Source organism: Stenotrophomonas sp. SbOxS2 (assembly GCF_013416715.1).
GTDB classification, from domain to species: Bacteria; Pseudomonadota; Gammaproteobacteria; order Xanthomonadales; family Xanthomonadaceae; genus Stenotrophomonas; species Stenotrophomonas lactitubi.
On record NZ_JAAVXD010000003.1, the window covers coordinates 581253 to 601380 of the forward strand.

Annotated in this window: 17 protein-coding genes; 10 read left to right on the top strand and 7 right to left on the bottom strand. The window is 65.9% G+C overall.

The annotated features are described in order from the left end of the window. Positions 1-2: 2 nt before the first annotated feature. Positions 3-1379 (top strand): ATP-dependent protease ATPase subunit HslU, encoded by a 1377-nt coding sequence (gene hslU / locus HFK18_RS07865; protein ID WP_025877282.1) that lies wholly within the window; start codon positions 3-5, stop codon positions 1377-1379. Between the two features lie 110 nt (positions 1380-1489). Here the strand turns inward: hslU and smeT are convergent, their stop codons facing one another. Then, positions 1490-2149, bottom strand: coding sequence for an efflux transporter SmeDEF transcriptional repressor SmeT (gene smeT / locus HFK18_RS07870; protein WP_180165584.1), 660 nt, complete (start codon positions 2147-2149; stop codon positions 1490-1492). A 227-nt stretch (positions 2150-2376) separates the two neighbouring features. Here smeT and smeD point away from each other — a divergent pair, with 227 nt between their 5' ends. From smeD to smeF, 3 genes are all read left to right on the top strand, one after another. Beyond that, the gene (gene smeD, locus HFK18_RS07875; protein ID WP_099820612.1) at positions 2377-3558 is read left to right on the top strand and encodes a multidrug efflux RND transporter periplasmic adaptor subunit SmeD; all 1182 of its coding nucleotides are present in this window, start codon (positions 2377-2379) and stop codon (positions 3556-3558) included. A 12-nt stretch (positions 3559-3570) separates the two neighbouring features. After that, entirely contained in the window at positions 3571-6696 is a 3126-nt protein-coding gene (gene smeE, locus HFK18_RS07880; RefSeq protein WP_032976546.1) for a multidrug efflux RND transporter permease subunit SmeE, read from the top strand. Between the two features lie 97 nt (positions 6697-6793). Further along, complete coding sequence (gene smeF, locus HFK18_RS07885) at positions 6794-8179, top strand: multidrug efflux RND transporter outer membrane subunit SmeF (protein ID WP_180165586.1); 1386 nt, start codon at positions 6794-6796, stop codon at positions 8177-8179. Between the two features lie 107 nt (positions 8180-8286). Here the strand turns inward: smeF and HFK18_RS07890 are convergent, their stop codons facing one another. The 5 genes from HFK18_RS07890 to HFK18_RS07910 form a co-directional block, all read right to left on the bottom strand. After that, a complete protein-coding gene (locus HFK18_RS07890; RefSeq protein ID WP_180165588.1) occupies positions 8287-8739 on the bottom strand; it encodes a transposase in 453 nt (150 codons plus the stop codon). Between the two features lie 267 nt (positions 8740-9006). After that, positions 9007-9429, bottom strand: coding sequence for a low affinity iron permease family protein (locus HFK18_RS07895; RefSeq protein WP_099820614.1), 423 nt, complete (start codon positions 9427-9429; stop codon positions 9007-9009). A 73-nt stretch (positions 9430-9502) separates the two neighbouring features. Continuing rightward, positions 9503-9829, bottom strand: a complete 327-nt coding sequence (locus HFK18_RS07900; RefSeq protein ID WP_099820615.1) for a hypothetical protein — start codon at positions 9827-9829, stop codon at positions 9503-9505. A gap of 74 nt (positions 9830-9903) precedes the next feature. After that, positions 9904-10164: a hypothetical protein gene (locus tag HFK18_RS07905; RefSeq protein ID WP_180165590.1), complete on the bottom strand. Its 261-nt coding sequence runs from the start codon at positions 10162-10164 to the stop codon at positions 9904-9906. A gap of 200 nt (positions 10165-10364) precedes the next feature. Then, a complete protein-coding gene (locus HFK18_RS07910; protein WP_005411083.1) occupies positions 10365-10817 on the bottom strand; it encodes a nucleoside deaminase in 453 nt (150 codons plus the stop codon). An 80-nt stretch (positions 10818-10897) separates the two neighbouring features. On the opposite strand from HFK18_RS07910, the gene ubiE reads away from it, so the two are divergent. From ubiE to HFK18_RS07935, 5 genes are all read left to right on the top strand, one after another. Beyond that, complete coding sequence (gene ubiE, locus HFK18_RS07915) at positions 10898-11659, top strand: bifunctional demethylmenaquinone methyltransferase/2-methoxy-6-polyprenyl-1,4-benzoquinol methylase UbiE (protein WP_032976541.1); 762 nt, start codon at positions 10898-10900, stop codon at positions 11657-11659. A gap of 215 nt (positions 11660-11874) precedes the next feature. Continuing rightward, on the top strand, positions 11875-13803 hold the full coding sequence (locus HFK18_RS07920; RefSeq protein ID WP_100553587.1) for a M1 family metallopeptidase: 1929 nt from the start codon (positions 11875-11877) through the stop codon (positions 13801-13803). 127 nt (positions 13804-13930) lie between these two features. Beyond that, positions 13931-14662 (top strand): hypothetical protein, encoded by a 732-nt coding sequence (locus HFK18_RS07925; RefSeq protein WP_100553586.1) that lies wholly within the window; start codon positions 13931-13933, stop codon positions 14660-14662. After that, a complete protein-coding gene (locus HFK18_RS07930; RefSeq protein WP_343202952.1) occupies positions 14650-15279 on the top strand; it encodes an HAD family hydrolase in 630 nt (209 codons plus the stop codon). The genes HFK18_RS07925 and HFK18_RS07930 overlap by 13 nt, the downstream gene beginning before the upstream one ends. Positions 15280-15589: 310 nt before the next feature. After that, a complete protein-coding gene (locus HFK18_RS07935) occupies positions 15590-17563 on the top strand; it encodes an LTA synthase family protein (RefSeq protein ID WP_180165592.1) in 1974 nt (657 codons plus the stop codon). A 178-nt stretch (positions 17564-17741) separates the two neighbouring features. Here HFK18_RS07935 and HFK18_RS07940 read toward each other — a convergent pair whose 3' ends face one another. After that, positions 17742-18680: a carbohydrate kinase family protein gene (locus HFK18_RS07940; RefSeq protein WP_049463859.1), complete on the bottom strand. Its 939-nt coding sequence runs from the start codon at positions 18678-18680 to the stop codon at positions 17742-17744. A 282-nt stretch (positions 18681-18962) separates the two neighbouring features. Here HFK18_RS07940 and HFK18_RS07945 point away from each other — a divergent pair, with 282 nt between their 5' ends. Further along, positions 18963-20009 (top strand): rod shape-determining protein, encoded by a 1047-nt coding sequence (locus HFK18_RS07945; RefSeq protein WP_025877255.1) that lies wholly within the window; start codon positions 18963-18965, stop codon positions 20007-20009. The last annotated feature ends 119 nt before the right edge of the window (positions 20010-20128 follow it).

Consider the following 20128-nt stretch of genomic DNA (forward strand, 5'->3'; position numbering starts at 1 on the left):
CCATGCCGCACAAGATCGAAGTTTCCTCCGCCACCATGACCCCGCGCGAGATCGTGCAGGAACTGGACCGGCACATCGTCGGCCAGCATGACGCCAAGCGCGCGGTCGCCATCGCCCTGCGCAACCGTTGGCGCCGCATGCAGCTGCAGCCCGAGCTGCGCAACGAGGTCATGCCCAAGAACATCCTGATGATCGGCCCGACCGGCGTCGGCAAGACCGAGATCGCGCGACGCTTGGCCACGCTGGCCAACGCGCCGTTCGTCAAGGTCGAAGCGACCCGCTTCACCGAAGTCGGCTACGTCGGCAAGGATGTCGAGCAGATCATCCGCGACCTCGCCGATACCGCCGTCAAGCTGTACCGCGAGCAGGCCAAGGTGCGCGTGCGCACGCAGGCCGAAGAGCGCGCCGAAGACCGCATCCTCGATGCGCTGCTGCCGCGCCGCAGCGGTGGCATCGGCTTCGACCCGGAGGCGGCGCGCAACGAACCGTCGGCGCAGGACAACGAGACCCGCATCAAGTTCCGCAAGATGCTGCGCAACGGCGAGCTGGACGATCGCGAGATCGAGCTGGACCTGACCGCCAACGTCAGCATGGACATCATGACCCCGCCGGGCATGGAGGAAATGGGCCAGCAGCTGAAGTCGATGTTCGCCAACCTCGGCGGTGGCGCCAAGGCGCACAAGCGCACGCTGACCATCAAGGCCGCGCGCCCGCTGCTGCAGGAAGAAGAAGCCGGCAAGCTGGTCAACGAGGACGATATCCGCACCGCCGCGATCGAAGCCTGCGAGCAGCACGGCATCGTGTTCATCGACGAGATCGACAAGGTCGCCAAGCGGGGTGACAACGTGGGCGGTGGCGATGTCTCGCGCGAAGGCGTGCAGCGCGATCTGCTGCCGCTGGTGGAAGGTTCCAACGTGTCCACCAAGTACGGCACGATAAAGACCGACCACATCCTGTTCATCGCATCGGGTGCGTTCCACCTGGCCAAGCCCAGCGACCTGATCCCGGAACTGCAGGGTCGCTTCCCGATCCGCGTGGAGCTGGGTGCGCTGAGCAAGGCTGATTTCGTGCGCATCCTGACCGAGCCGAAGGCTGCGCTGACCAAGCAGTACGAAGCGCTGCTGGCCACCGAAGGCGTCAAGGTCAGCTTCACCACCGATGCCATCGACCGCCTGGCCGAGATCGCCTTCCAGGTGAACGAACGCCAGGAGAACATCGGTGCGCGCCGCCTGCATACCGTGCTGGAGCGCCTGCTGGATTCGCTCAGCTACGAAGCACCGGACCGCGATGGTGAAACCCTGGCCATCGACAGTGCCTATGTCGATGCGCACCTGGGTGAACTGGTGCAGGACCCGGACCTGAGCCGTTACATCCTGTAACCGGGAATGCGAAAAGGCCGCCGAAAGGCGGCCTTTTCTTTGAGGTGCGTTGCTCTGGTAGTAGCCGACCTTGGTCGGCATACAAATGGCTCGCCGACCAAGGTCGGCATCTACCGCTCCGGCAGCGGCTCCGGAACCGAACCCGGTACGAACACGCCTTCCTTCACGTAGGCGGCCAGGGTCATGTCCAGCGCCAGCATGCCATCGCGCTTGAGGTCCATCAGGTCCGGCTCGACCATCGCCCCGTGCAGCACGCCGAGCACGGTGGCGTGCAGCATGCGCGCGGCGATCTTCGGGTCGGCGCCGTCGCGCAGCTGGCCGAGGTCCTGGGCGCGGCGCAGGGCGCGTTCCATCCGGTCCAGGGCATCGCGGAAGCCGGCCTGCTGCAGTTCGGTCAGTACCCTGGTATCAGCCGAGGCATCGCTGCGCAGCATGATCTCCATGGTCTTGCGCAGGCGCTCGTCCTCGGACAGCTCGATGAACGAGTGGATCATCACCGCGCGCAGATCGTGCACCGGGGTATCGCGCTGGTCGCTGGAGGTGCGCTCCAGTTCCTGCATGAAAGGCAGGTGTACCCGTTCGATCATCGCCGCCAGCACTTCGCCCTTGTTCTTGAAGTGCCAGTACACCGCACCGCGGGTATAGCCGGCGCGGGCGCCGATCATCTCCAGCGTGGTGCGGGCGACGCCATGCTCGTGGAAGCAGGTTTCGGCGGCGTCCAGGATGCCTTCCCGGGTCGCCTGGGTGTCCTCTTTGGTCTTTCGGGCCATGAGTGGGTACGAGTTAGCGTGAAACGTGGCTGAATTGTACCGGTTTACAAACAAACACGCATGTATGTATATTTCCCTCCCATCATTCCCGTCGTGTGCGTGGCAGGCCTGTCCTGGCTCCCACTCCACCCGGGTGGGCGCTGTCCGCGCGGTCTCCGCTCCTGCAAGGGGAGGGTCCGTCGTATCAGCGCCTGCTGAGATCCCTCCCCTCAAGAGCCATTCCCATCATGTTGCTGAGCCGAATCCGACCCTTCGCGTTGTCGCTGGCGATCGCTGCCACCGTCGCTGCCTGCGGCGGCCAACCCCAGGCGCCCGAACAGGGGCCGGGCCAGGTCAGCGTGGTCACGCTGAAGTCCGAAACCGTCGGCCTGACCCGTGAGCTGCCGGGCCGCACCAATGCCTTCCTGGTGGCCGAAGTGCGCCCGCAGGTCAATGGCATCGTCGCCAAGCGCCTCTTCACCGAGGGTGGGATGGTCAAGGCCGGCGAGCCGCTGTACCAGATCGAGGACGCCAGCTATCGCGCCCAGGCCAACAGTGCGCGTGCACAGCTGGCCCGCGCCGAAGCCACCGCCAATGCGGCGCGCCTGAGCGCCAAGCGCATCACCGAGCTGGCCAAGGTCGACGCGGTCAGCCAGCAGGATCTGGAAAACGCCGTGGCCGCGCAGAAGCAGGCCGAGGCCGATGTCGGCGCCGCCAAGGCATCACTGGATGCCGCCAACGTGACCCTCGGTTATGCGCGCATCACCGCGCCGATCAGCGGCCGCATCGGCAAGTCCAGCGTCACCCAGGGCGCGCTGGTCAGCGCCGGCCAGGCAACTGCGCTGGCGACCGTGCAGCAGCTGGACCCGATCTACGTCGACCTCACCCAGTCCTCGGCCGAGCTGCTGCAGCTGCGCCGCGAACTGGCCGCCGGCCGCCTGCAGGACAACCAGCAGACGCCGGTCAGCATCCTGATGGAAGACGGCAGCACCTTCGAACACAAGGGCACGCTGGAGTTCTCCGAAGTCAGCGTCGATCCGGCCACCGGCAGCTTCGCGCTGCGGGTCAAGGTCGACAACCCCGACGGCCTGTTGATGCCGGGCATGTACGTGCGCGCGGTGATCGGCGGCGGCGTGCGCAGCGACGCGGTGCTGGTGCCGATGCAGGGCATCGCCCGCGATCCGAAGGGTGATACCAGCGCGATGGTGGTCGGCAAGGACAACAAGGTCGAAGTGCGCCCGGTCAAGGTCAGCCGCACCGTCGGCGACAAGTGGCTGGTCGAGGACGGCCTGAAGGCCGGCGACAAGGTCATCGTCGAAGGCCTGCAGAAGATCGGCCCGGGCATGCCCGTGAATGCCACCGAACAGGGCGCCGCCCCGGCCAAGCCGGCCGCCGCCCAACCTGCAGCTGCGGCCGCAGGCGCGAAGTAAGCGGAGAACCCCATGGCACGTTTCTTCATCGATCGACCCATCTTCGCGTGGGTCATCGCGATCATCATCATGCTCGCCGGCGGCCTGGCCCTGTTCAAGCTGCCGATCTCGATGTACCCCAACGTCGCACCGCCGGCGGTGGAAATCAGCGCCAGCTACCCGGGTGCTTCGGCCAAGGTGGTCGAAGACTCGGTGACGCAGATCATCGAGCAGAACATGAAGGGTCTTGATGGCCTGATCTACTTCTCCTCCAACAGCTCGTCCAACGGCCAGGCCACCATCACCCTGACCTTCGAGAGCGGTACCAACCCCGACATCGCCCAGGTGCAGGTGCAGAACAAGCTGCAGCTGGCGATGCCCCTGCTGCCGCAGGAAGTGCAGCGGCAGGGCATCAACGTGGCCAAGTCCAGCTCGGGCTTCCTGAACGTCATCGCGTTCGTGTCCGAAGACGGCAGCATGGATGCCAACGACATCGCCGACTACGTCGGCTCCAATGTCGTGGACCGTCTCAGCCGCGTGCCGGGCGTGGGCAACATCCAGGTGTTCGGTGGCAAGTACGCCATGCGCATCTGGCTGGACCCGAACAAGCTGCACACCTACGGCATGTCGGTGCCGGAAGTGGTTGCCGCGGTGAAGGCACAGAACGCGCAGGTGGCCATCGGCCAGCTGGGTGGTGCGCCGTCGGTGAAGGGCCAGCAGCTCAACGCCACCATCAACGCGCAGTCGCGCCTGCAGACCCCGGAACAGTTCCGCAACATCATCGTGCGCGGCGCGCAGGACGGTGCCGAACTGCGCCTGGGCGACGTTGCCCGCGTCGAGCTGGGCGCCGAGTCGTACGACTTCGTCACCCGCTACAACGGCCAGCCGGCCAGCGGCCTGGCGGTCACCCTGGCCACCGGCGCCAACGCGCTGGATACCGCGGCCGGTGTCGATGAAACCCTGAAGGAACTGGAAGGCTTCTTCCCGGCCGGCCTGAAGGCCGAGATCCCGTACGACACCACCCCGTTCGTGCGCGTGTCGATCAAGGGCGTGGTGCAGACCCTGCTCGAAGCGATCGTGCTGGTGTTCGTGGTGATGTACCTGTTCCTGCAGAACTTCCGCGCCACCCTGATCCCGACCATCGCCGTACCGGTGGTGTTGCTGGGTACCTTCGGCGTGCTGTCGGTGCTGGGCTTCTCGGTGAACATGCTGACCATGTTCGCGATGGTGCTGGCCATCGGCCTGCTGGTGGACGATGCCATCGTGGTGGTGGAGAACGTCGAGCGCATCATGTCCGAAGAGGGCCTGTCGCCGCTGGAAGCCACCCGCAAGTCGATGAGCCAGATCACCGGTGCGCTGGTGGGTATCGGCCTGGTGCTGTCGGCGGTGTTCGTGCCGATGGCCTTCATGAGTGGCTCCACCGGTGTGATCTACCGGCAGTTCTCGGCGACGATCGTGTCGGCGATGGCGTTGTCGGTACTGGTGGCGATCGTGCTGACGCCGGCGCTGTGCGCGACCATGCTCAAGCCGCTGAAGAAGGGCGAGCACCATGTCGCCCATCGCGGTTTCGCCGGTCGCTTCTTCAACGGCTTCAACCGCGGCTTCGACCGTACCAGCGAAAGCTACCAGCGCGGCGTGCGCGGCATCCTGCATCGCCCGTGGCGGTTCATGGGCATCGTCGCTGCGCTGTTCCTGCTGATGGGCGTGCTGTTCGTGCGCCTGCCCAGCTCGTTCCTGCCCAATGAAGACCAGGGCGTGCTGATGGCGCTGGTGCAGGCGCCGGTGGGCGCAACCCAGGAGCGCACGCTGGAATCGATCGCCGCGCTCGAAAAGCACTTCATGGAAAACGAGAAGGGTGCCGTCGAATCGGTGTTCTCGGTGCAGGGCTTCAGCTTCGCCGGCATGGGCCAGAACGCGGGCATGGCCTTCGTCAAGCTGAAGGACTGGAAGGATCGTGACGCCGACAATGGCGTGATGCCGATCACCGGACGTGCGATGGCTGCACTGGGGCAGATCAAGGATGCCTTCATCTTTGCCTTCCCGCCGCCGGCCATTCCGGAGCTGGGTACGGCTTCGGGCTACACCTTCTTCCTGAAGGACAACAGCGGCCAGGGCCATGAGGCACTGCTGGCGGCCCGCAACCAGCTGCTTGGCCTGGCGGCCGGCAGCAAGAAGCTGGCCAACGTGCGTCCGAACGGCCAGGAAGACACCCCGCAGTTCCGCATCGATATCGATGTGGCCAAGGCCAGCTCGCTGGGCCTGTCGATCGATCAGGTCAACACCACCCTGGCCACCGCGTGGGGCAGCTCGTACATCGATGACTTCATCGATCGCGGCCGCGTCAAGCGCGTGTTCGTGCAGGCTGACCAGCCGTTCCGCATGGTGCCGGAGGACTTCGATCTCTGGTCGGTGAAGAACGACAAGGGCGAGATGGTTCCGTTCAGCGCCTTCGCCAGCAAGCATTGGGATTACGGTTCGCCGCGCCTGGAACGCTACAACGGCGTGTCGGCCACCGAAATCCAGGGCGAACCGGCCCCGGGCGTGGCCTCCGGTGATGCCATGGCCGAGATCGAACAGCTGGCCAAGCAGTTGCCGGCGGGCTTCGGCGTCGAGTGGACGGCGATGTCCTACCAGGAACGCCAGGCGGGCTCGCAGACGCCGCTGCTGTACACGCTGTCGCTGATGATCGTGTTCCTGTGCCTTGCTGCGTTGTACGAAAGCTGGAGCGTGCCGACCTCGGTGCTGCTGGTGGCGCCGCTGGGCATCCTCGGTGCGGTGCTGGCCAATACCTTCCGCGGCATGGAGCGCGACATCTATTTCCAGGTGGCGATGCTGACCACGGTGGGCCTGACCAGCAAGAACGCGATCCTGATCGTCGAGTTCGCCAAGGAGCATCTGGAGAAGGGCGCGGGGCTGATCGAAGCGACGATGCATGCAGTGCGCGACCGTCTGCGTCCGATCATCATGACCTCGCTGGCCTTCGGCATGGGCGTGCTGCCGCTGGCGATCTCCAGCGGTGCCGGCTCCGGCGCCAAGCAGGCGATCGGCACCGGCGTGCTCGGCGGCATGGTGGTCGGCACCGTGCTCGGCGTGTTCTTCGTACCGCTGTTCTTCGTCGTGGTGCAGCGCGTGTTCAAGAAGCGCAACGCCACCGAGTGATGACAACCGGTAGCGCCGGGCCCTGCCCGGCGGATGCCTCACCGCATAGTCGCCGGGCCCGGCCCGGCGCTACCACCGTGACCCCCAAGGTGTCGCTATGAAATTCTCTTCTCTTGCAATATCCCTTGCCACCGCGCTGGCGCTCAGCGCGTGCGGCACCCTCGCGCCGAAGAACACCGCAGTGGCCCCGGCCATTCCGTCGCAGTGGCCGGCGGAAGCCGCGCAGGGCGAAGTGGCCGATGTGGCCGCGGTCGGCTGGCGCGACTTCTTCACCGATGAGCGCCTGCAGCAGGTGATCGGCCAGGCGCTGGACAACAACCGCGACCTGCGCGTGGCCGTGCTCAACGTCGAGAAGGCGCGCGGCCAGTACCGTGTGCAGCGCGCTGACCGCGTGCCGGGCGTGGCCGTGACCGGGCAGATGGACCGCCGCGGCGGCGACGTGCCGGTGACCGAGCAGTTCAGCGCGGGCGTCGGCGTGGCCGAGTTCGAACTGGACCTGTTCGGTCGCGTGCGCAACCTGAGTGAAGCCGCGCTGCAGCAGTACTTCGCTGTAGCCGCCAACCGTCGCAATGCACAGCTGAGCCTGGTGGCCGAGACCGCCACCGCGTGGTTGACCTACGGTGCCGACCAACAGCGCCTGGCGATCGCCGAAGCCACGGTGAAGACCTATGAGGATTCGCTGCGGCTGGCCGAAGCACGCCATGAGCGTGGTGGCAGTTCGGCGCTGGAACTGACCCAGACCCGCACCCTGGTCGAGACCGCGCGCACCGATGCGGCGCGTCTGCGCGGGCAGCTGGCCCAGGACCGCAACGCGCTGGCGCTGCTGGCCGGTGGCCAGCTGGATCCGGCGCTGCTGCCGGACAGCATCGCGCCGCAGGTGCTTGCGCTGGCACCGCCGCCGGCTGGCCTGCCCAGCGACGTGCTGCTGCAGCGGCCGGACATCATGGCGGCGGAGCATCAGCTGCTGGCCGCCAATGCCAACATCGGTGCCGCACGCGCTGCGTTCTTCCCCAGCATCTCGCTGACCGGCAGCATCGGCAGTGGTTCGGGTGAACTGTCGGGCCTGTTCGACAGCGGCACGCGGGTGTGGAGCTTCCTGCCGAAGATCACCTTGCCGATCTTCCAGGGCGGCAAGCTGCGCGCGAACCTGGCAGTGGCCAACGCCGATCGCGATATCGCGCTGGCGCAGTACGAAAAGTCGATCCAGAGCGGTTTCCGCGAAACCGCCGATGCGCTGGCATTGAATGTCAGCCTGGATGAGCAGGCCGCCTCGCAGCAGCGCCTGGTGGAAGCGGCCGAGCAGGCCAACCGCTTGTCGCAGGCACGCTATGACGCTGGCCTGGACAGCTTCGTCACCCTGCTGGATGCACGTCGTACCGCCTACAACGCGCAGCAGACACAGCTGCAGACGCAGCTGGCGCAGCAGTCCAACCGCATCACGCTGTACAAGGTGCTGGGCGGCGGCTGGCACGAGCGCGGGTAAGCCGCGCTGATTCCGGTAGCGCCGGGCCATGCCCGGCGGCTCTTCCACCCAATATTCAGGGCGCCTGAAGCAGACCGCGCTTCGCGCTCGCTGGGCATGGCCCGGCGCTACCGCGTTGGCCAGCGGCACCACGCAAATGGATACTCATCCAACTGGTCGGTGAGTCCCGCCCGGATGGGATTGCCCAGGATGAAGAGCGCGTGACGCCTCAAGGCTTCCTCATGGCGCACCGCATGGTCAAAGTAGCTGGGCTGCCAAAGCGGTGTATCCACGCCGAACTGTTGCCCCAACTGCCGGCTGCTGCGTGACTTCACCGTTCCCATCAGTCGGGCAAGCGTTCCACTGCGCAGTTGTACCAGCCAGTGGAGATGATCGGGCATGATGACCCAGGCAAAGGAGCGGCTCATGCCTGCACGTTCCACGAACCGCAACGCTTCCAGCAGGCATGCGGCATGGTCGGGGTCTTCGAAAACCCGACGCCGCTGCCGTACGACAGTGGTGAGCACATAGCAGCTATCGACCCGGGAATCGCGGCCACGGGCGAGATGACGACTGGACATGAAGCCAGCCTGTGGGAACGGCGTGTCTCCTCGTATCGGTAATCGCCACTGATTCTTGTGGGGATCCTCCAGTCTGCGCGCAGGTGGAGCGTCATCCGTATGTGGGCATTCCGGTAGCGCCGGGCCATGCCCGGCGGCTCTTATACCCGACTTTCAGGGCGCCTGAAGCAGGCCGCGCTGCGCGCTCGCCGGGCATGGCCCGGCGCTACCAGAGGGTCGCGATCATCGGAGATCGTGCAGTTGCCGGCCAGCGGCAAGCACCACCGGTCACACCGCTTCGTCGTCCCGCCGCTCGCTGCGGCAGGAGCGTACCCGGGTCAGCGCGTCGCCGGCTTCGCGCGCCATCCTCTCGTACTCGGCGCGGATCTCTTCCAGGCGCTCTTCGTCCAGCTCTTCTAGGTCCAACAGCTCGTTGTTGGCTTCGGCGGTGGCGCGGATCAGTTCATCCAGCTTGATCTGCATTGCCGCCGTGTCCGAGTTCTGCGTGTGCTGGATCAGGAACACCATCAGAAAGGTGATGATCGTGGTGCCGGTGTTGATCACCAGCTGCCAGGTATCGTTGAACTTGAATATCGGGCCGCTGATGCCCCACAGCACGACGATCGACACCGCAGCCAGGAAGGTCCACGGCGAGCCGGTGGCGGCCGCGGCCTTCTTGGCGATCGTATTGAACAGGTTCCTTGCGCTCATCGTCATCGTTCCACTGGAATGATGACGATCATCGGCACGTGGCCGTGCAGGTGCCGTGCAGTCGAGCGTGGGCTCAGGCGCGCAGGCGCGGTGCTTCCTGGCTGCGCACCGGGCTGGCCAGGTAGACGTGCTGCCAGCAGCGTTCGACGAATTCGCGGGCCTGCGCTTCGGTCATGCGCGGCATGATCTGCAGGGCGTACTGGGTCTGGAACAGCTCATCGCGCTGCGCATTGCTGGCGCGTGGTTGGGTGATCAGCGAATCACAGGCGAACTTGATCCACGGCACATAGGTGCCGAACGAGGTGTGCGCGAGTGCGCCATCGGCGTGCTGGCGGCGCCAGTAATCCAGCTCCGCATCGACATTGATGACCGGGGGAATGGCGGGAACTTCAGCGTGCATGACGATCCAATCGGTTGAAGGTGAAAGGGAGTGGGGCCCGTTACAGTCTGGCCCGGACGGTGGTGCATGCCGCGTCAGCGCGATGTGCAGCCAGCGTGGCGATGGCGCAGCAGCTGTGCGTGTTCAACTGCACCCAGGCGTTCGGCCATGGCGGCCATCGCATTGCACAGGCGCACCAGGTCGCGGGGATGGTCGAGCAGCAGATCCTGCTGCATGTCCTGGTAGGCGCTCCAGAACGGGGCACTGCGCTGGTGCAGTGCGTATTGCTGCTGCAGTCGGTCCCAGATCACGGCCAGGGCCGGGTCGCTGGGAGGACGTACGGCATGCGCTTGCATGGTCGTCTCCAAGCCGGGGCGGGGGCCCCGGTTGCATTCCACCCTAGACGTGGCTGCGCAGCAGGATGTTAGTGGCGCGTGTTGACTACACGCAGCTGACTGCGCAGCAGTTCACGTTGAAGCGTGCAGACGCTGCCGGCACAAGGCTGTGCCGGCACTGAAGCGTTCATCAAGGCGGGCTCATCAGCCGTGGCGGATGCTCATTCGCCGATGTCTTCGTTCCAGATTTCCGGATGTTGCGCAATGAAACCGCCCAGCAGGTCGACGCATTCCTGGCTGTCCAGGTCGATCACGTTGACGCCGTTTTCGCGCAGCCAGTCGATGCCGCCCTGGAAGGTGCGCGACTCGCCGACCACCACCGTGCCGATGTTGAACTGCCGCACCAGGCCCGAGCAGTACCAGCACGGAGCCAGGGTGGTGACCATGATGGTGTCCTGGTAGCGGCGCTGGCGGCCGGCCTTGCGGAAGGCATCGGTCTCGCCATGCACGGACGGGTCGCCTTCCTGCACGCGGCGGTTGTGGCCGCAGCCGAGCAGGCGGCCGTCGTTGTGGTACAGCGCCGCGCCGATCGGCACGCCGCCTTCGGCCAAGCCCTGGCGGGCTTCGGCGATGGCGGTCTGCAGCAGGGCCTGGTAGTCGGGCGTGGTGATCATGCGGGGCTCCGGTAGGTCGTGGGGCGCCATGATACGGCCAGCGTTCCCCGCAGGGGCCCGGCGGTGCGATAATCGGGGGCATGAGCGAATCCCCCTACAAATCCGGTACCACCCATTTCGGGTTCCGCGACGTTGACGCCAAGGACAAGCAGAAGCTGGTCGGCCAGGTGTTCACGTCGGTCGCGCGCAACTACGACCTGATGAACGACCTGATGAGCATGGGCGTGCACCGGGCATGGAAGCGCTACTACGTAGCCACCGCGCAGGTGAAGCCGGGTGACCGCGTGCTCGACCTGGCCGGAGGCACCGGCGATATCGCCGCGCTGCTGAAGGAGCGGGTCGGTGCCGAGGGTTCGGTGGTGCTGGGCGACATCAACGCCGGCATGCTGTCGGTCGGCCGTGACCGCCTGACCAACCGCGGCCTGGTGCTCGGCCTGGACTACGTGCAGTGCAATGCCGAAGCCCTGCCGTTCCCGGACAACAGCTTCGACCTGGTGACCATCGCCTTTGGTCTGCGCAACGTGACCGACAAGGACGCCGGCCTGCGCGAGATGTACCGCGTGCTGAAGGTGGGCGGCCAGGCCCGCGTGCTGGAGTTCTCCGAAGTCACCGCGGACTGGTTCAAGCCGATCTACGACTTCCACTCGTTCAAGATCCTGCCGAAGCTGGGCAAGCTGTTCGCCAACGATTCGGACAGCTACCAGTACCTGGCCGAGAGCATCCGCAAGCATCCGCCGCAGGAAGAGCTGAAGGCGATGATGGGGCAGGCGGGCTTCGAGCGCTGCCACTACAAGAACCTGACCGGCGGCATCGTCTCGATCCACTCCGGCTACAAGCTGTAAGCCTCGCTTTGGTAGGTGCCAACCTTGGTTGGCACACGCCCGCCGCGAGCGATGATGTATCCGTGCCAACCAAGGTTGGCACCTACCTGTAGATGCCGACCTTGGTCGGCATGGGCCCCCACCGCGCGCCCGCCGCCATTACCCCGCACCGCGCAACGCTTCCCGGCCGGGGGAGAGGTACCATTGGGGTTTGATCCCCGTAACGGTCCCGATTCATGCGCAATCCGCTGATGCTCCTTCCGCTGGCCGTGGCCCTGGCCGCCGGCTGCTCCCAGGAGGCGGCCGCACCCGCCGCCGCCCCGACTGCCCAGAAGGCTCCCGCCGCCCCCGTGAACGCCGAAAACCGCAGCCACGATGAAAGCTCGTACGCCGAGCCGGACAAGGTCGTCGTCAAGGACATCGCGCTGGATCTGAAGCTGGACTTCGACCAGAAGCAGATCGGCGGCACCGCCACCTACACCCTGGAATGGAAGCAGAAGGATGCCAAGCAGCTGGTGCTGGACACCCGCGAGCTGAGCATCGCCAAGGTCGAAGCGATCGCCGCCGACGGCGCGCGCAGCCCGCTGCAGTTCGTGCTGGCCCCGGTGGACAAGGTGTTCGGCAGCAAGCTGACCATCGAAACCCCGGACCAGCCGGCCAAGGTCGAGGTGACCTACCACACCGCACCGACCGCGTCGGGCCTGCAGTGGCTGGCGCCGTCGATGACCGAGGGCAAGAAGCTGCCCTTCATGTTCAGCCAGTCGCAGGCGATCCACGCCCGTTCCTGGGTGCCGCTGCAGGACACCCCGAGCGTGCGCTTCACCTACAGCGCGCACGTGGTCTCGCGCCCGGACGTGATGGTGCTGATGAGCGCCGACAACGATCCCAAGGCCGCGCGTGACGGTGATTACACCTTCAAGATGCCGCAGCCGATTCCGTCCTACCTGCTGGCCATCGCGGCCGGCGACCTGGTGTTCGAGCCGATCTCCGGCCGTTCCGGCGTCTGGGCCGAGCCGACCATGGTCAACAAGGCTGCCAAGGAATTTGAAGACACCGAGAAGATGATCGGTGCCGCCGAAAAGCTGTACGGCGAATACCGCTGGGGCCGCTACGACATGCTGGTGCTGCCGCCGTCGTTCCCGTTCGGCGGCATGGAAAACCCGCGCCTGACGTTCGCCACTCCGACCGTGATCGTCGGCGACAAGTCGCTGGTCTCGCTGGTCGCCCATGAACTGGCACACAGCTGGTCGGGCAACCTGGTGACCAACGCCAGCTGGAAGGACATCTGGCTCAACGAAGGCTTCACCACCTACGTCCAGGGCCGCATCACCGAAGCCCTGTACGGCAAGGAGATGGCCGAGATGGAAAAGCAGATCGACCAGACCGATCTGCTGGCCGAAGTGAAGGACATGAGCCCGGCCGACCAGGCACTGGCGCTGCCGCCGCTGAACGAGCGTGACCCGGACGAAGCCCTGAGCCAAGTGGCCTACGTCAAGGGTTCGTGGTTCCTGGAATTCCTGGAACAGCGTTTCGGCCGCGAAACCTTCGATCCGTTCCTGCGCGGCTGGTTCGATGACCACGCCTTCCAGAGCGCCAACACCGACCAGTTCGTCGAGTACCTGAAGAAGAACCTGCTGCCGAAGAATCCGTCGGCGGTCACCGAAGCCGAACTGAAGGCGTGGCTGGACGAGCCGGGCATTCCGGCGTTCGCGGCCAAGGCGCAGTCGCGTAACTTCAGCAGCGTGGATACCGCGCGCATCGCCTTCGCCAGCGCCGGCACTGTGCCGAGCAGCCAGGTGATCGCCGAGTGGAGCACCCAGGAGTGGGTCCGCTTCATCGACGGCCTGGGCGCCACCCAGCCGCTGGACAAGCTGGCCACGCTGGACAAGGCCTTCCACTTCACCGGCACCCCGAATGGCGAGATCGCCATGCGCTGGTACCCGCTGACCATCCGCAGCGGTTACGAGCAGGCCAATGAAGCGGCGGCTGCGTTCATCGAGCGTGTCGGTCGTCGCAAGCTGATCCTGCCGATCTACGCCGAACTGGTGAAGACCCCGAAGGGGCTGGAACTGGCCAAGCAGGCGTTCGAGAAGGCCAAGCCGGGCTACCACCCGATCACCACCGCCTCGGTGCAGGACATGCTGGCCAAGGCTGAAGCGAAGTAAACGGGAGTGCCGGCCGCTGGCCGGCAACCCAGACACTGCTTCACCAGCAACGGCGGGGAAACCCGCCGTTGCTGTATCCGCTTTTCGCTGCCGATAGAATCGGCATGCACCCGTAAAGTACTCCGCCATGAAACGACTGATCCTGCTCACCGCCTGCACCCTGGCCCTGGCCGCCTGCAGCAACCCCGAGGAAGAACGCAAGGCGCAGGAGGCCGCCGCTGCCGCCGTGCAGGCGCAGAAGGAAGCCAAGGCCGAAGACGTTGCCAAGCAGTACGACATGGCCGTGGCCGCGCAGGACTGGGAGCGCGCGCGCCTGCATGGCGCCTCGCTGCTGGACCAGTACAAGGACACCGCCGCCGCCGAGCGCATCGCCGCCGGCTTCGACGAGGTCAAGGCCAAGGGTGATGCCGCGCGTGATCTGCGCCGCATGCAGGGGCTGTGGCAGTACAACCAGATTCCGGTCGGCAGCAAGGGCAACCAGGTGTCGGCACAGATCTTCAGCAAGGAACGGGTGGATGTGGATGGCAGCGGCGCCAAGCCGGTGCAGCTGGTGTTCCGCGATCATCCCGAATGGAAGCGTCATGCCTACCTGGTGCTGCAGGCCGGCGATTTCCGCTGCCCGCAGTGCACGGTGAAGGTCACGGTGGACGGTGGCAAGCCGATCTCCATGGCGGCATGGCGGCCGAAGACCGACGAGGCGATAGCCATGTTCATCACCGACCAGAAGGCGCTGTGGAAGCTGGCAGCCAAGGGCAAGTCGATCAGCATCGAATTCCCGGTCAAAGCCGGTGGCACGCGCACGGCCGTGTTCGAGACCGGTGGCGTGGATGCCAGCCGCATGCCGGCGTGGTGGCATTGACCGTGGATGCACGGGTGGCGGCGCCGGCGCTGTCGACGATCCGCCACTGGGTGTTCGACATGGATGGCACGCTGACCGTGGCAGCGCATGATTTCGCGCGGATCAAGCGCGAACTGGCGATTCCGCAGGAGGATGACATCCTCACCCACCTGGCCGGGCTGCCGGCCGCGGAGGCCAGCGCCAAGCATGCCTGGCTGCTGGCGCACGAGCGTGCGTTGGCCGCTGCGTCTCAGCCGGCGACGGGGGCGGTGGCGCTGGTGCGCACGCTGCAGGGCACCGGTTGCCGTCTGGGCATCCTGACCCGCAACGTGCGCAGCCTGGCGCAGGTCACCCTGCAGGCCATCGGGCTGGGTGACGTATTTGCCGAAGACGCCATCATCGGCCGTGACGAGGCCGAGCCGAAGCCGTCCCCCGCCGGGCTGCAGTACTTCCTGCGGCGCTGGCAGGTGGAACCTTCGCAGGTGGTGATGGTGGGCGACTACCGCTTCGATCTGGAATGCGGCCGCGCGGCGGGCAGTCGCACGCTGCTGGTCAATGCTCCGGACAACCCGTGGCCCGGCATGGCCTGTTGGCACCTGGCCGATTGCGCGGCAGTGCTGGAGCGCTGGCGAGGCTAGCGCGGCGCTCTCGACGCGTTGTGGCGGGAACCTGGGGACCGCCACGGCGGTCAACTCTCGACTGTCATCACAGTGTATTGTGCGAGGCCGGCTGGACGTTCTGCGAATGCCCGGCAGGGGGTGAAGCGGAGGCGGTTGGGGAACCGTCGCCGCTCACTGCTGAGGCCTGATCGAAGCCGCAGTAGGCGTTGAAGGTGCCGGCGGATGGTTTCGCTGCGCCGGCTGTTGTGTCGGGTTGCACGTTGTACGGTGTGGCCCGCTGCCAAGGATGGGGCATGGGTGTCCTTTGCTCCATTTCTGGATTCCTTTCATGCTCCGAGCTGTGTGGGTGTCGCTGTACCGGCGTCTGTGTCCGATTGCCGCCTTCTTCCTGTTTGGCCTGGTCGCCCTGTCGTTATCGCGACTGGGATTGGCGCTGTGGCACGCCGCGCGGGTCAGTGCTGCTGACGGCTGGGCCACGGTGTTCCTGCAGGGGCTGCGGGTGGATGTGTCGACCCTGTGCCTGCTGTACGGCATCCCGGCAGTGCTGGCGCTGCTGTTGCCGCTGGAAGGACGCGTGGGACGCGCGTGGCGCCATCTGCTGCGGTGGTGGCTGGTCCTGGCCAGCGTGCTGCTGGTGTTCATGGAGCTGGCCACGCCGAGCTTCATGGCCGAATACGGCCTGCGTCCCAATCGCCTGTTCCTGGAATATCTGATCTATCCCGAAGAAGTCGGGATGACGCTGCTGCGCGGGCATCTGCTGGCGGTGGTGATCGAAGTTGCCGCGGTGGTCGTGCTGTTCTGGGCATTGCTTCGCGGGTCGCGGCGCTGGGTCGGCAACAGCCCGATGGTCGCAGTCGAAGCGGGATGGCTGTGGCGGCTGCCGTTGGCGTTCCTGGTGCTGCTGCTGGCGGCGCTGGGTGTGCGTTCCAGCCTGGGTCATCGGCCCTTGAATCCGGCACTGGTGGCGTTCTCGACCGACCCGACCATCAATGCCTTGCCGCTGAATTCGCTGTACACCGTCGGCTATGCCGCGCGGCAGCTGGCGACCCGCAGCGAAACCTCGCGCGTCTACGGTGACCTGCCGCTGGCCGAAGTGGTCAGCGAACTGCGCGCCAGCAGCGGCCTGCCGGCATCGGCGTATGTCTCCGACGCATTGCCGAGCCTGGCGCTGCGTCCGCCGCAGTACCAGGGCAAGCCGCGCAATCTGGTGATCGTGCTGGAAGAAAGCCTGGGCGCGCAGTTCATCGGCAGTCTTGGCGGACGGCCGTTGTCGCCCAATTACGACCGCCTGAGCACACAGGGCTGGGCGTTCGAGCGTCTGTATGCGACCGGCACGCGTTCGGTACGCGGCATCGAGGCGGTACTGACCGGATTTCCGCCGACGCCGGCCGAATCGGTGGTCAAGCTGCCCGCCAGCCGCCAGCGATTCTTCACCCTGGCCGATGTGCTGGGGCGGCATGGCTACGACACCGGCTTCTATTACGGCGGCGAAAGCCACTTCGACAACATGCGCGAGTTCTTCCTCGCCAACGGCTTCACCCGCATCGTGGACCGCAAGGATTACCGCAAGCCGGCATTTGTCGGCTCCTGGGGCGCATCGGATGAAGACCTGTTCGGCCGCGCCGACCAGCAGTTCCGGCAGCTGAAAGCGCAGGGCAAGCCGTTCTTCGGCCTGGTGTTCACCTCCAGCAACCACGATCCGTTCGAGTTCCCGGACGGCCGCATCGACCTGTACGAGCAGCCGAAACAGACCCGCGACAACGCTGCCAAGTACGCCGACTACGCGCTGGGCGAGTTCTTCCGCAAGGCGATGGCCTCACCGTACTGGGAGGACACCGTGTTCCTGGTGGTGGCTGACCACGATTCGCGGGTGTTCGGCAAGAACATGGTGCCGATCGGCAACTTCCATATTCCCGGGTTGATCCTCGGCGGCGGCATCGAGGCACGCCGCGATACCCGCATCGTCAGCCAGATCGATCTGCCGCCGACCCTGCTGTCACTGCTGGGCATTGCCGATCCCACGCCGGCGGTGGGACAGGACCTGACCGACCTGCAGCGGCTGCAGCCGGGGCGCGCGCTGATGCAATACGACCGCAACCTGGCGTGGATGGAGGGCAACGATGTGGCCATCCTGCAGCCGGACAAGCCCGCGCAGGGCTTCCGCTATGACCCGGCCAGCGACCAGCTGCAGCCGCAGCCGCTGCGGCCGGAACTGGCACGACGCGCACATGCCTACGCGATGTGGGGCACGCTGGCCTACGAAAAAGAGCTGTACCGCTTGCCGGAGAAGGCCAAGCCCTGAGCCGGGGGTAGCGCCGGGCCATGCCCGGCGAGCGCGCAGCGCGGGCTGCATCCGGAGTCGAAGGTGTCTGGTCGGAAAGCCGCCGGGCATGGCCCGGCGCTACCAGAGCGGTGCCGGCCGCTGGCCGGCAGTGTCGACCAAGGTCGACACCCACCGAGCGGGTGCGCGGGCAGTTTGGTTACACGCTCAACGCGTAACCGAACTGCTGCTTGAACTGCTCGTTGAACTCATCGAAGGTGAAGCGCTGGTTCTGGGTGCCCGGGTGCTCGACCTTCAGCGCGCCCATCAGGTTGCCCATGCGGCCGATGGTCAGCCAGTCGAAGCCCTTCTGGATGCCGTAGATCAGGCCGGCGCGGAAGGCGTCGCCACAGCCGGTCGGATCGACCACGCGGCGCTCGTGCGCCGGCGGGATGTCGTAGCTCTTTTCCGGGGTGTGGATCACCGCGCCCTTCGGGCCGCGGGTGGTGATGTAGGCCTTGACCCGGCTGACGATCTCTTTTTCGTTCCAGCCGGTGCGTTCCTGCAGCAGGTTCGACTCATAGTCGTTGACCACCACGTAATCGGCCTGCTCGATGAACTCGCGCAGTTCCGGGCCATTGAACAGCGGCATCGCCTGGCCCGGGTCGAAGATGAACGGCACGCCGTCTTCGTGGAATTCCAGCGCGTTCTGGATCATGCCTTCGCGGCCGTCCGGGCCGACCAGGCCCAGGCTGACGCCCGGCACGTCGCGCACGTGGTTTTCGTAGGAACGCATCATCGCGCCCGGGTGGAAGGCGGTGATCTGGTTGTTGTCGTGGTCGGTGGTGATGAACGCCTGCGGGGTGAACAGCTCGTCGATCACGCGCACGCGGGTGAGGTCGATGCCCAGTGCATCGAAGTGCTCGCGGTACGGGCCGAAGTCCGAACCCACCGTGCCCATCGGGATCGGATCGCCACCCAGCAGGTGCAGGTTGTAGGCGATGTTGCCGGCGCAGCCGCCGAACTCGCGGCGCATGCGCGGCACCAGGAACGACACGTTCAGGATGTGCACCTTGTCCGGCAGGATGTGATTCTTGAACTGGTCCGGGAACACCATGATGGTGTCGAAGGCAAGAGAACCACAGATCAGAGCGGACATCGATGTAAGCCTATGCGGTGAATTTTGGGATGGGCCGGCCCACTTCGGCAGGCAAGCAAACGGCGCCCTTGGGCGCCCGACGGCGCAAAGGTTACCCGCTGGTGCCGCTCAGGGCCAGAACCGGGTGATGCCCGATCAGGCCGAAAGCCTGTGAAGGCGCGGGTTCAGCTGGATTTCTCCTTGCTCGGCGGCAGGCAGGTTGCTAGGCTTGTCGACCTCGATTTCTGCCCATTTTTTCGCCATCCCGCGTTGGGCGCGACACCCCTCAGGATCAACTCCCAGATGTTCAAGAAACTGCGCGGCATGTTCTCCAATGACCTGTCCATCGACCTGGGCACGGCCAACACCCTCATCTATGTGCGTGGGCAGGGAATCGTGCTGAACGAGCCGTCCGTGGTCGCGGTGCGCCAGGATCGCGCCATTGGTGGTACCCGGTCGGTGGCGGCCGTTGGCGCCGAGGCCAAGCAGATGCTCGGCCGTACCCCGGGCCACATCACCACCATCCGCCCGATGAAAGACGGCGTCATCGCCGACTTCACCTACACCGAGGCGATGCTCAAGCACTTCATCAAGAAGGTGCACAAGTCGCGCTTCCTGCGCCCGAGCCCGCGCGTGCTGGTCTGCGTGCCGGCCGGCTCGACCCAGGTCGAGCGCCGCGCGATCAAGGAATCGGCCGAGGAGGCCGGTGCCCGTGACGTGTTCCTGATCGAAGAGCCGATGGCGGCCGCGATCGGCGCCGGCATGCCGGTCACCGAGGCCCGTGGCTCGATGGTCATCGACATCGGCGGCGGCACCACCGAAGTGGCGGTGATCTCGCTCAATGGCATCGTCTATTCCGCTTCCGTACGCATCGGCGGCGACCGCTTCGACGAATCGATCACCAACTACGTGCGCCGCAACCACGGCATGCTGATCGGTGAAGCCACCGCCGAGCGCATCAAGGTCGAACTGGGCTGTGCCTACCCGCAGGCGGAAGCGATCGAGATGGAAATCTCCGGCCGCAACCTCGCCGAGGGCGTGCCGAAGATGATCAAGATCAGCTCCAACGAAGTGCTTGAAGCGCTGCACGAGCCGCTGTCGGGCATTGTCAGCGCGGTCAAGCTGGCACTGGAACAGACCCCGCCGGAACTGTGCGCCGACGTCGCCGAGCGCGGCATCGTGCTGACCGGTGGTGGCGCCCTGCTGCGCGACATGGACCGCCTGATTTCCGAGGAAACCGGTCTGCACGTGCAGGTGGCTGACGACCCGCTGACCTGCGTGGCCCGCGGTGGCGGTCGTGCGCTGGAACTGGTCGACATGCACGGCAACGAGTTCTTTGCGCCGGAATAAGCCGTCCCGGCTGCCTGCGCCCGCAGCGCCCCTCCGGGGTGCGGCCCGCCACATCGGCGGGTCGGCACCGGCGGGGCGCCCGCGTGTTTCCCTTCCGCCTTCTGCCAGTTGAATCGCTG

Bases quoted from the DNA above. Each gene is read 5' to 3' on its own strand.
- hslU (WP_025877282.1), top strand. From the start codon at position 3: ATGCCGCACAAGATCGAAGTTTCCTCCGCCACCATGACCCCGCGCGAG.
- smeT (WP_180165584.1), bottom strand. From the start codon at position 2,149: ATGGCCCGAAAGACCAAAGAGGACACCCAGGCGACCCGGGAAGGCATC.
- smeD (WP_099820612.1), top strand. From the start codon at position 2,377: ATGTTGCTGAGCCGAATCCGACCCTTCGCGTTGTCGCTGGCGATCGCT.
- smeE (WP_032976546.1), top strand. From the start codon at position 3,571: ATGGCACGTTTCTTCATCGATCGACCCATCTTCGCGTGGGTCATCGCG.
- smeF (WP_180165586.1), top strand. From the start codon at position 6,794: ATGAAATTCTCTTCTCTTGCAATATCCCTTGCCACCGCGCTGGCGCTC.
- HFK18_RS07890 (WP_180165588.1), bottom strand. From the start codon at position 8,739: ATGTCCAGTCGTCATCTCGCCCGTGGCCGCGATTCCCGGGTCGATAGC.
- HFK18_RS07895 (WP_099820614.1), bottom strand. From the start codon at position 9,429: ATGAGCGCAAGGAACCTGTTCAATACGATCGCCAAGAAGGCCGCGGCC.
- HFK18_RS07900 (WP_099820615.1), bottom strand. From the start codon at position 9,829: ATGCACGCTGAAGTTCCCGCCATTCCCCCGGTCATCAATGTCGATGCG.
- HFK18_RS07905 (WP_180165590.1), bottom strand. From the start codon at position 10,164: ATGCAAGCGCATGCCGTACGTCCTCCCAGCGACCCGGCCCTGGCCGTG.
- HFK18_RS07910 (WP_005411083.1), bottom strand. From the start codon at position 10,817: ATGATCACCACGCCCGACTACCAGGCCCTGCTGCAGACCGCCATCGCC.
- ubiE (WP_032976541.1), top strand. From the start codon at position 10,898: ATGAGCGAATCCCCCTACAAATCCGGTACCACCCATTTCGGGTTCCGC.
- HFK18_RS07920 (WP_100553587.1), top strand. From the start codon at position 11,875: ATGCGCAATCCGCTGATGCTCCTTCCGCTGGCCGTGGCCCTGGCCGCC.
- HFK18_RS07925 (WP_100553586.1), top strand. From the start codon at position 13,931: ATGAAACGACTGATCCTGCTCACCGCCTGCACCCTGGCCCTGGCCGCC.
- HFK18_RS07935 (WP_180165592.1), top strand. From the start codon at position 15,590: ATGCTCCGAGCTGTGTGGGTGTCGCTGTACCGGCGTCTGTGTCCGATT.
- HFK18_RS07940 (WP_049463859.1), bottom strand. From the start codon at position 18,680: ATGTCCGCTCTGATCTGTGGTTCTCTTGCCTTCGACACCATCATGGTG.
- HFK18_RS07945 (WP_025877255.1), top strand. From the start codon at position 18,963: ATGTTCAAGAAACTGCGCGGCATGTTCTCCAATGACCTGTCCATCGAC.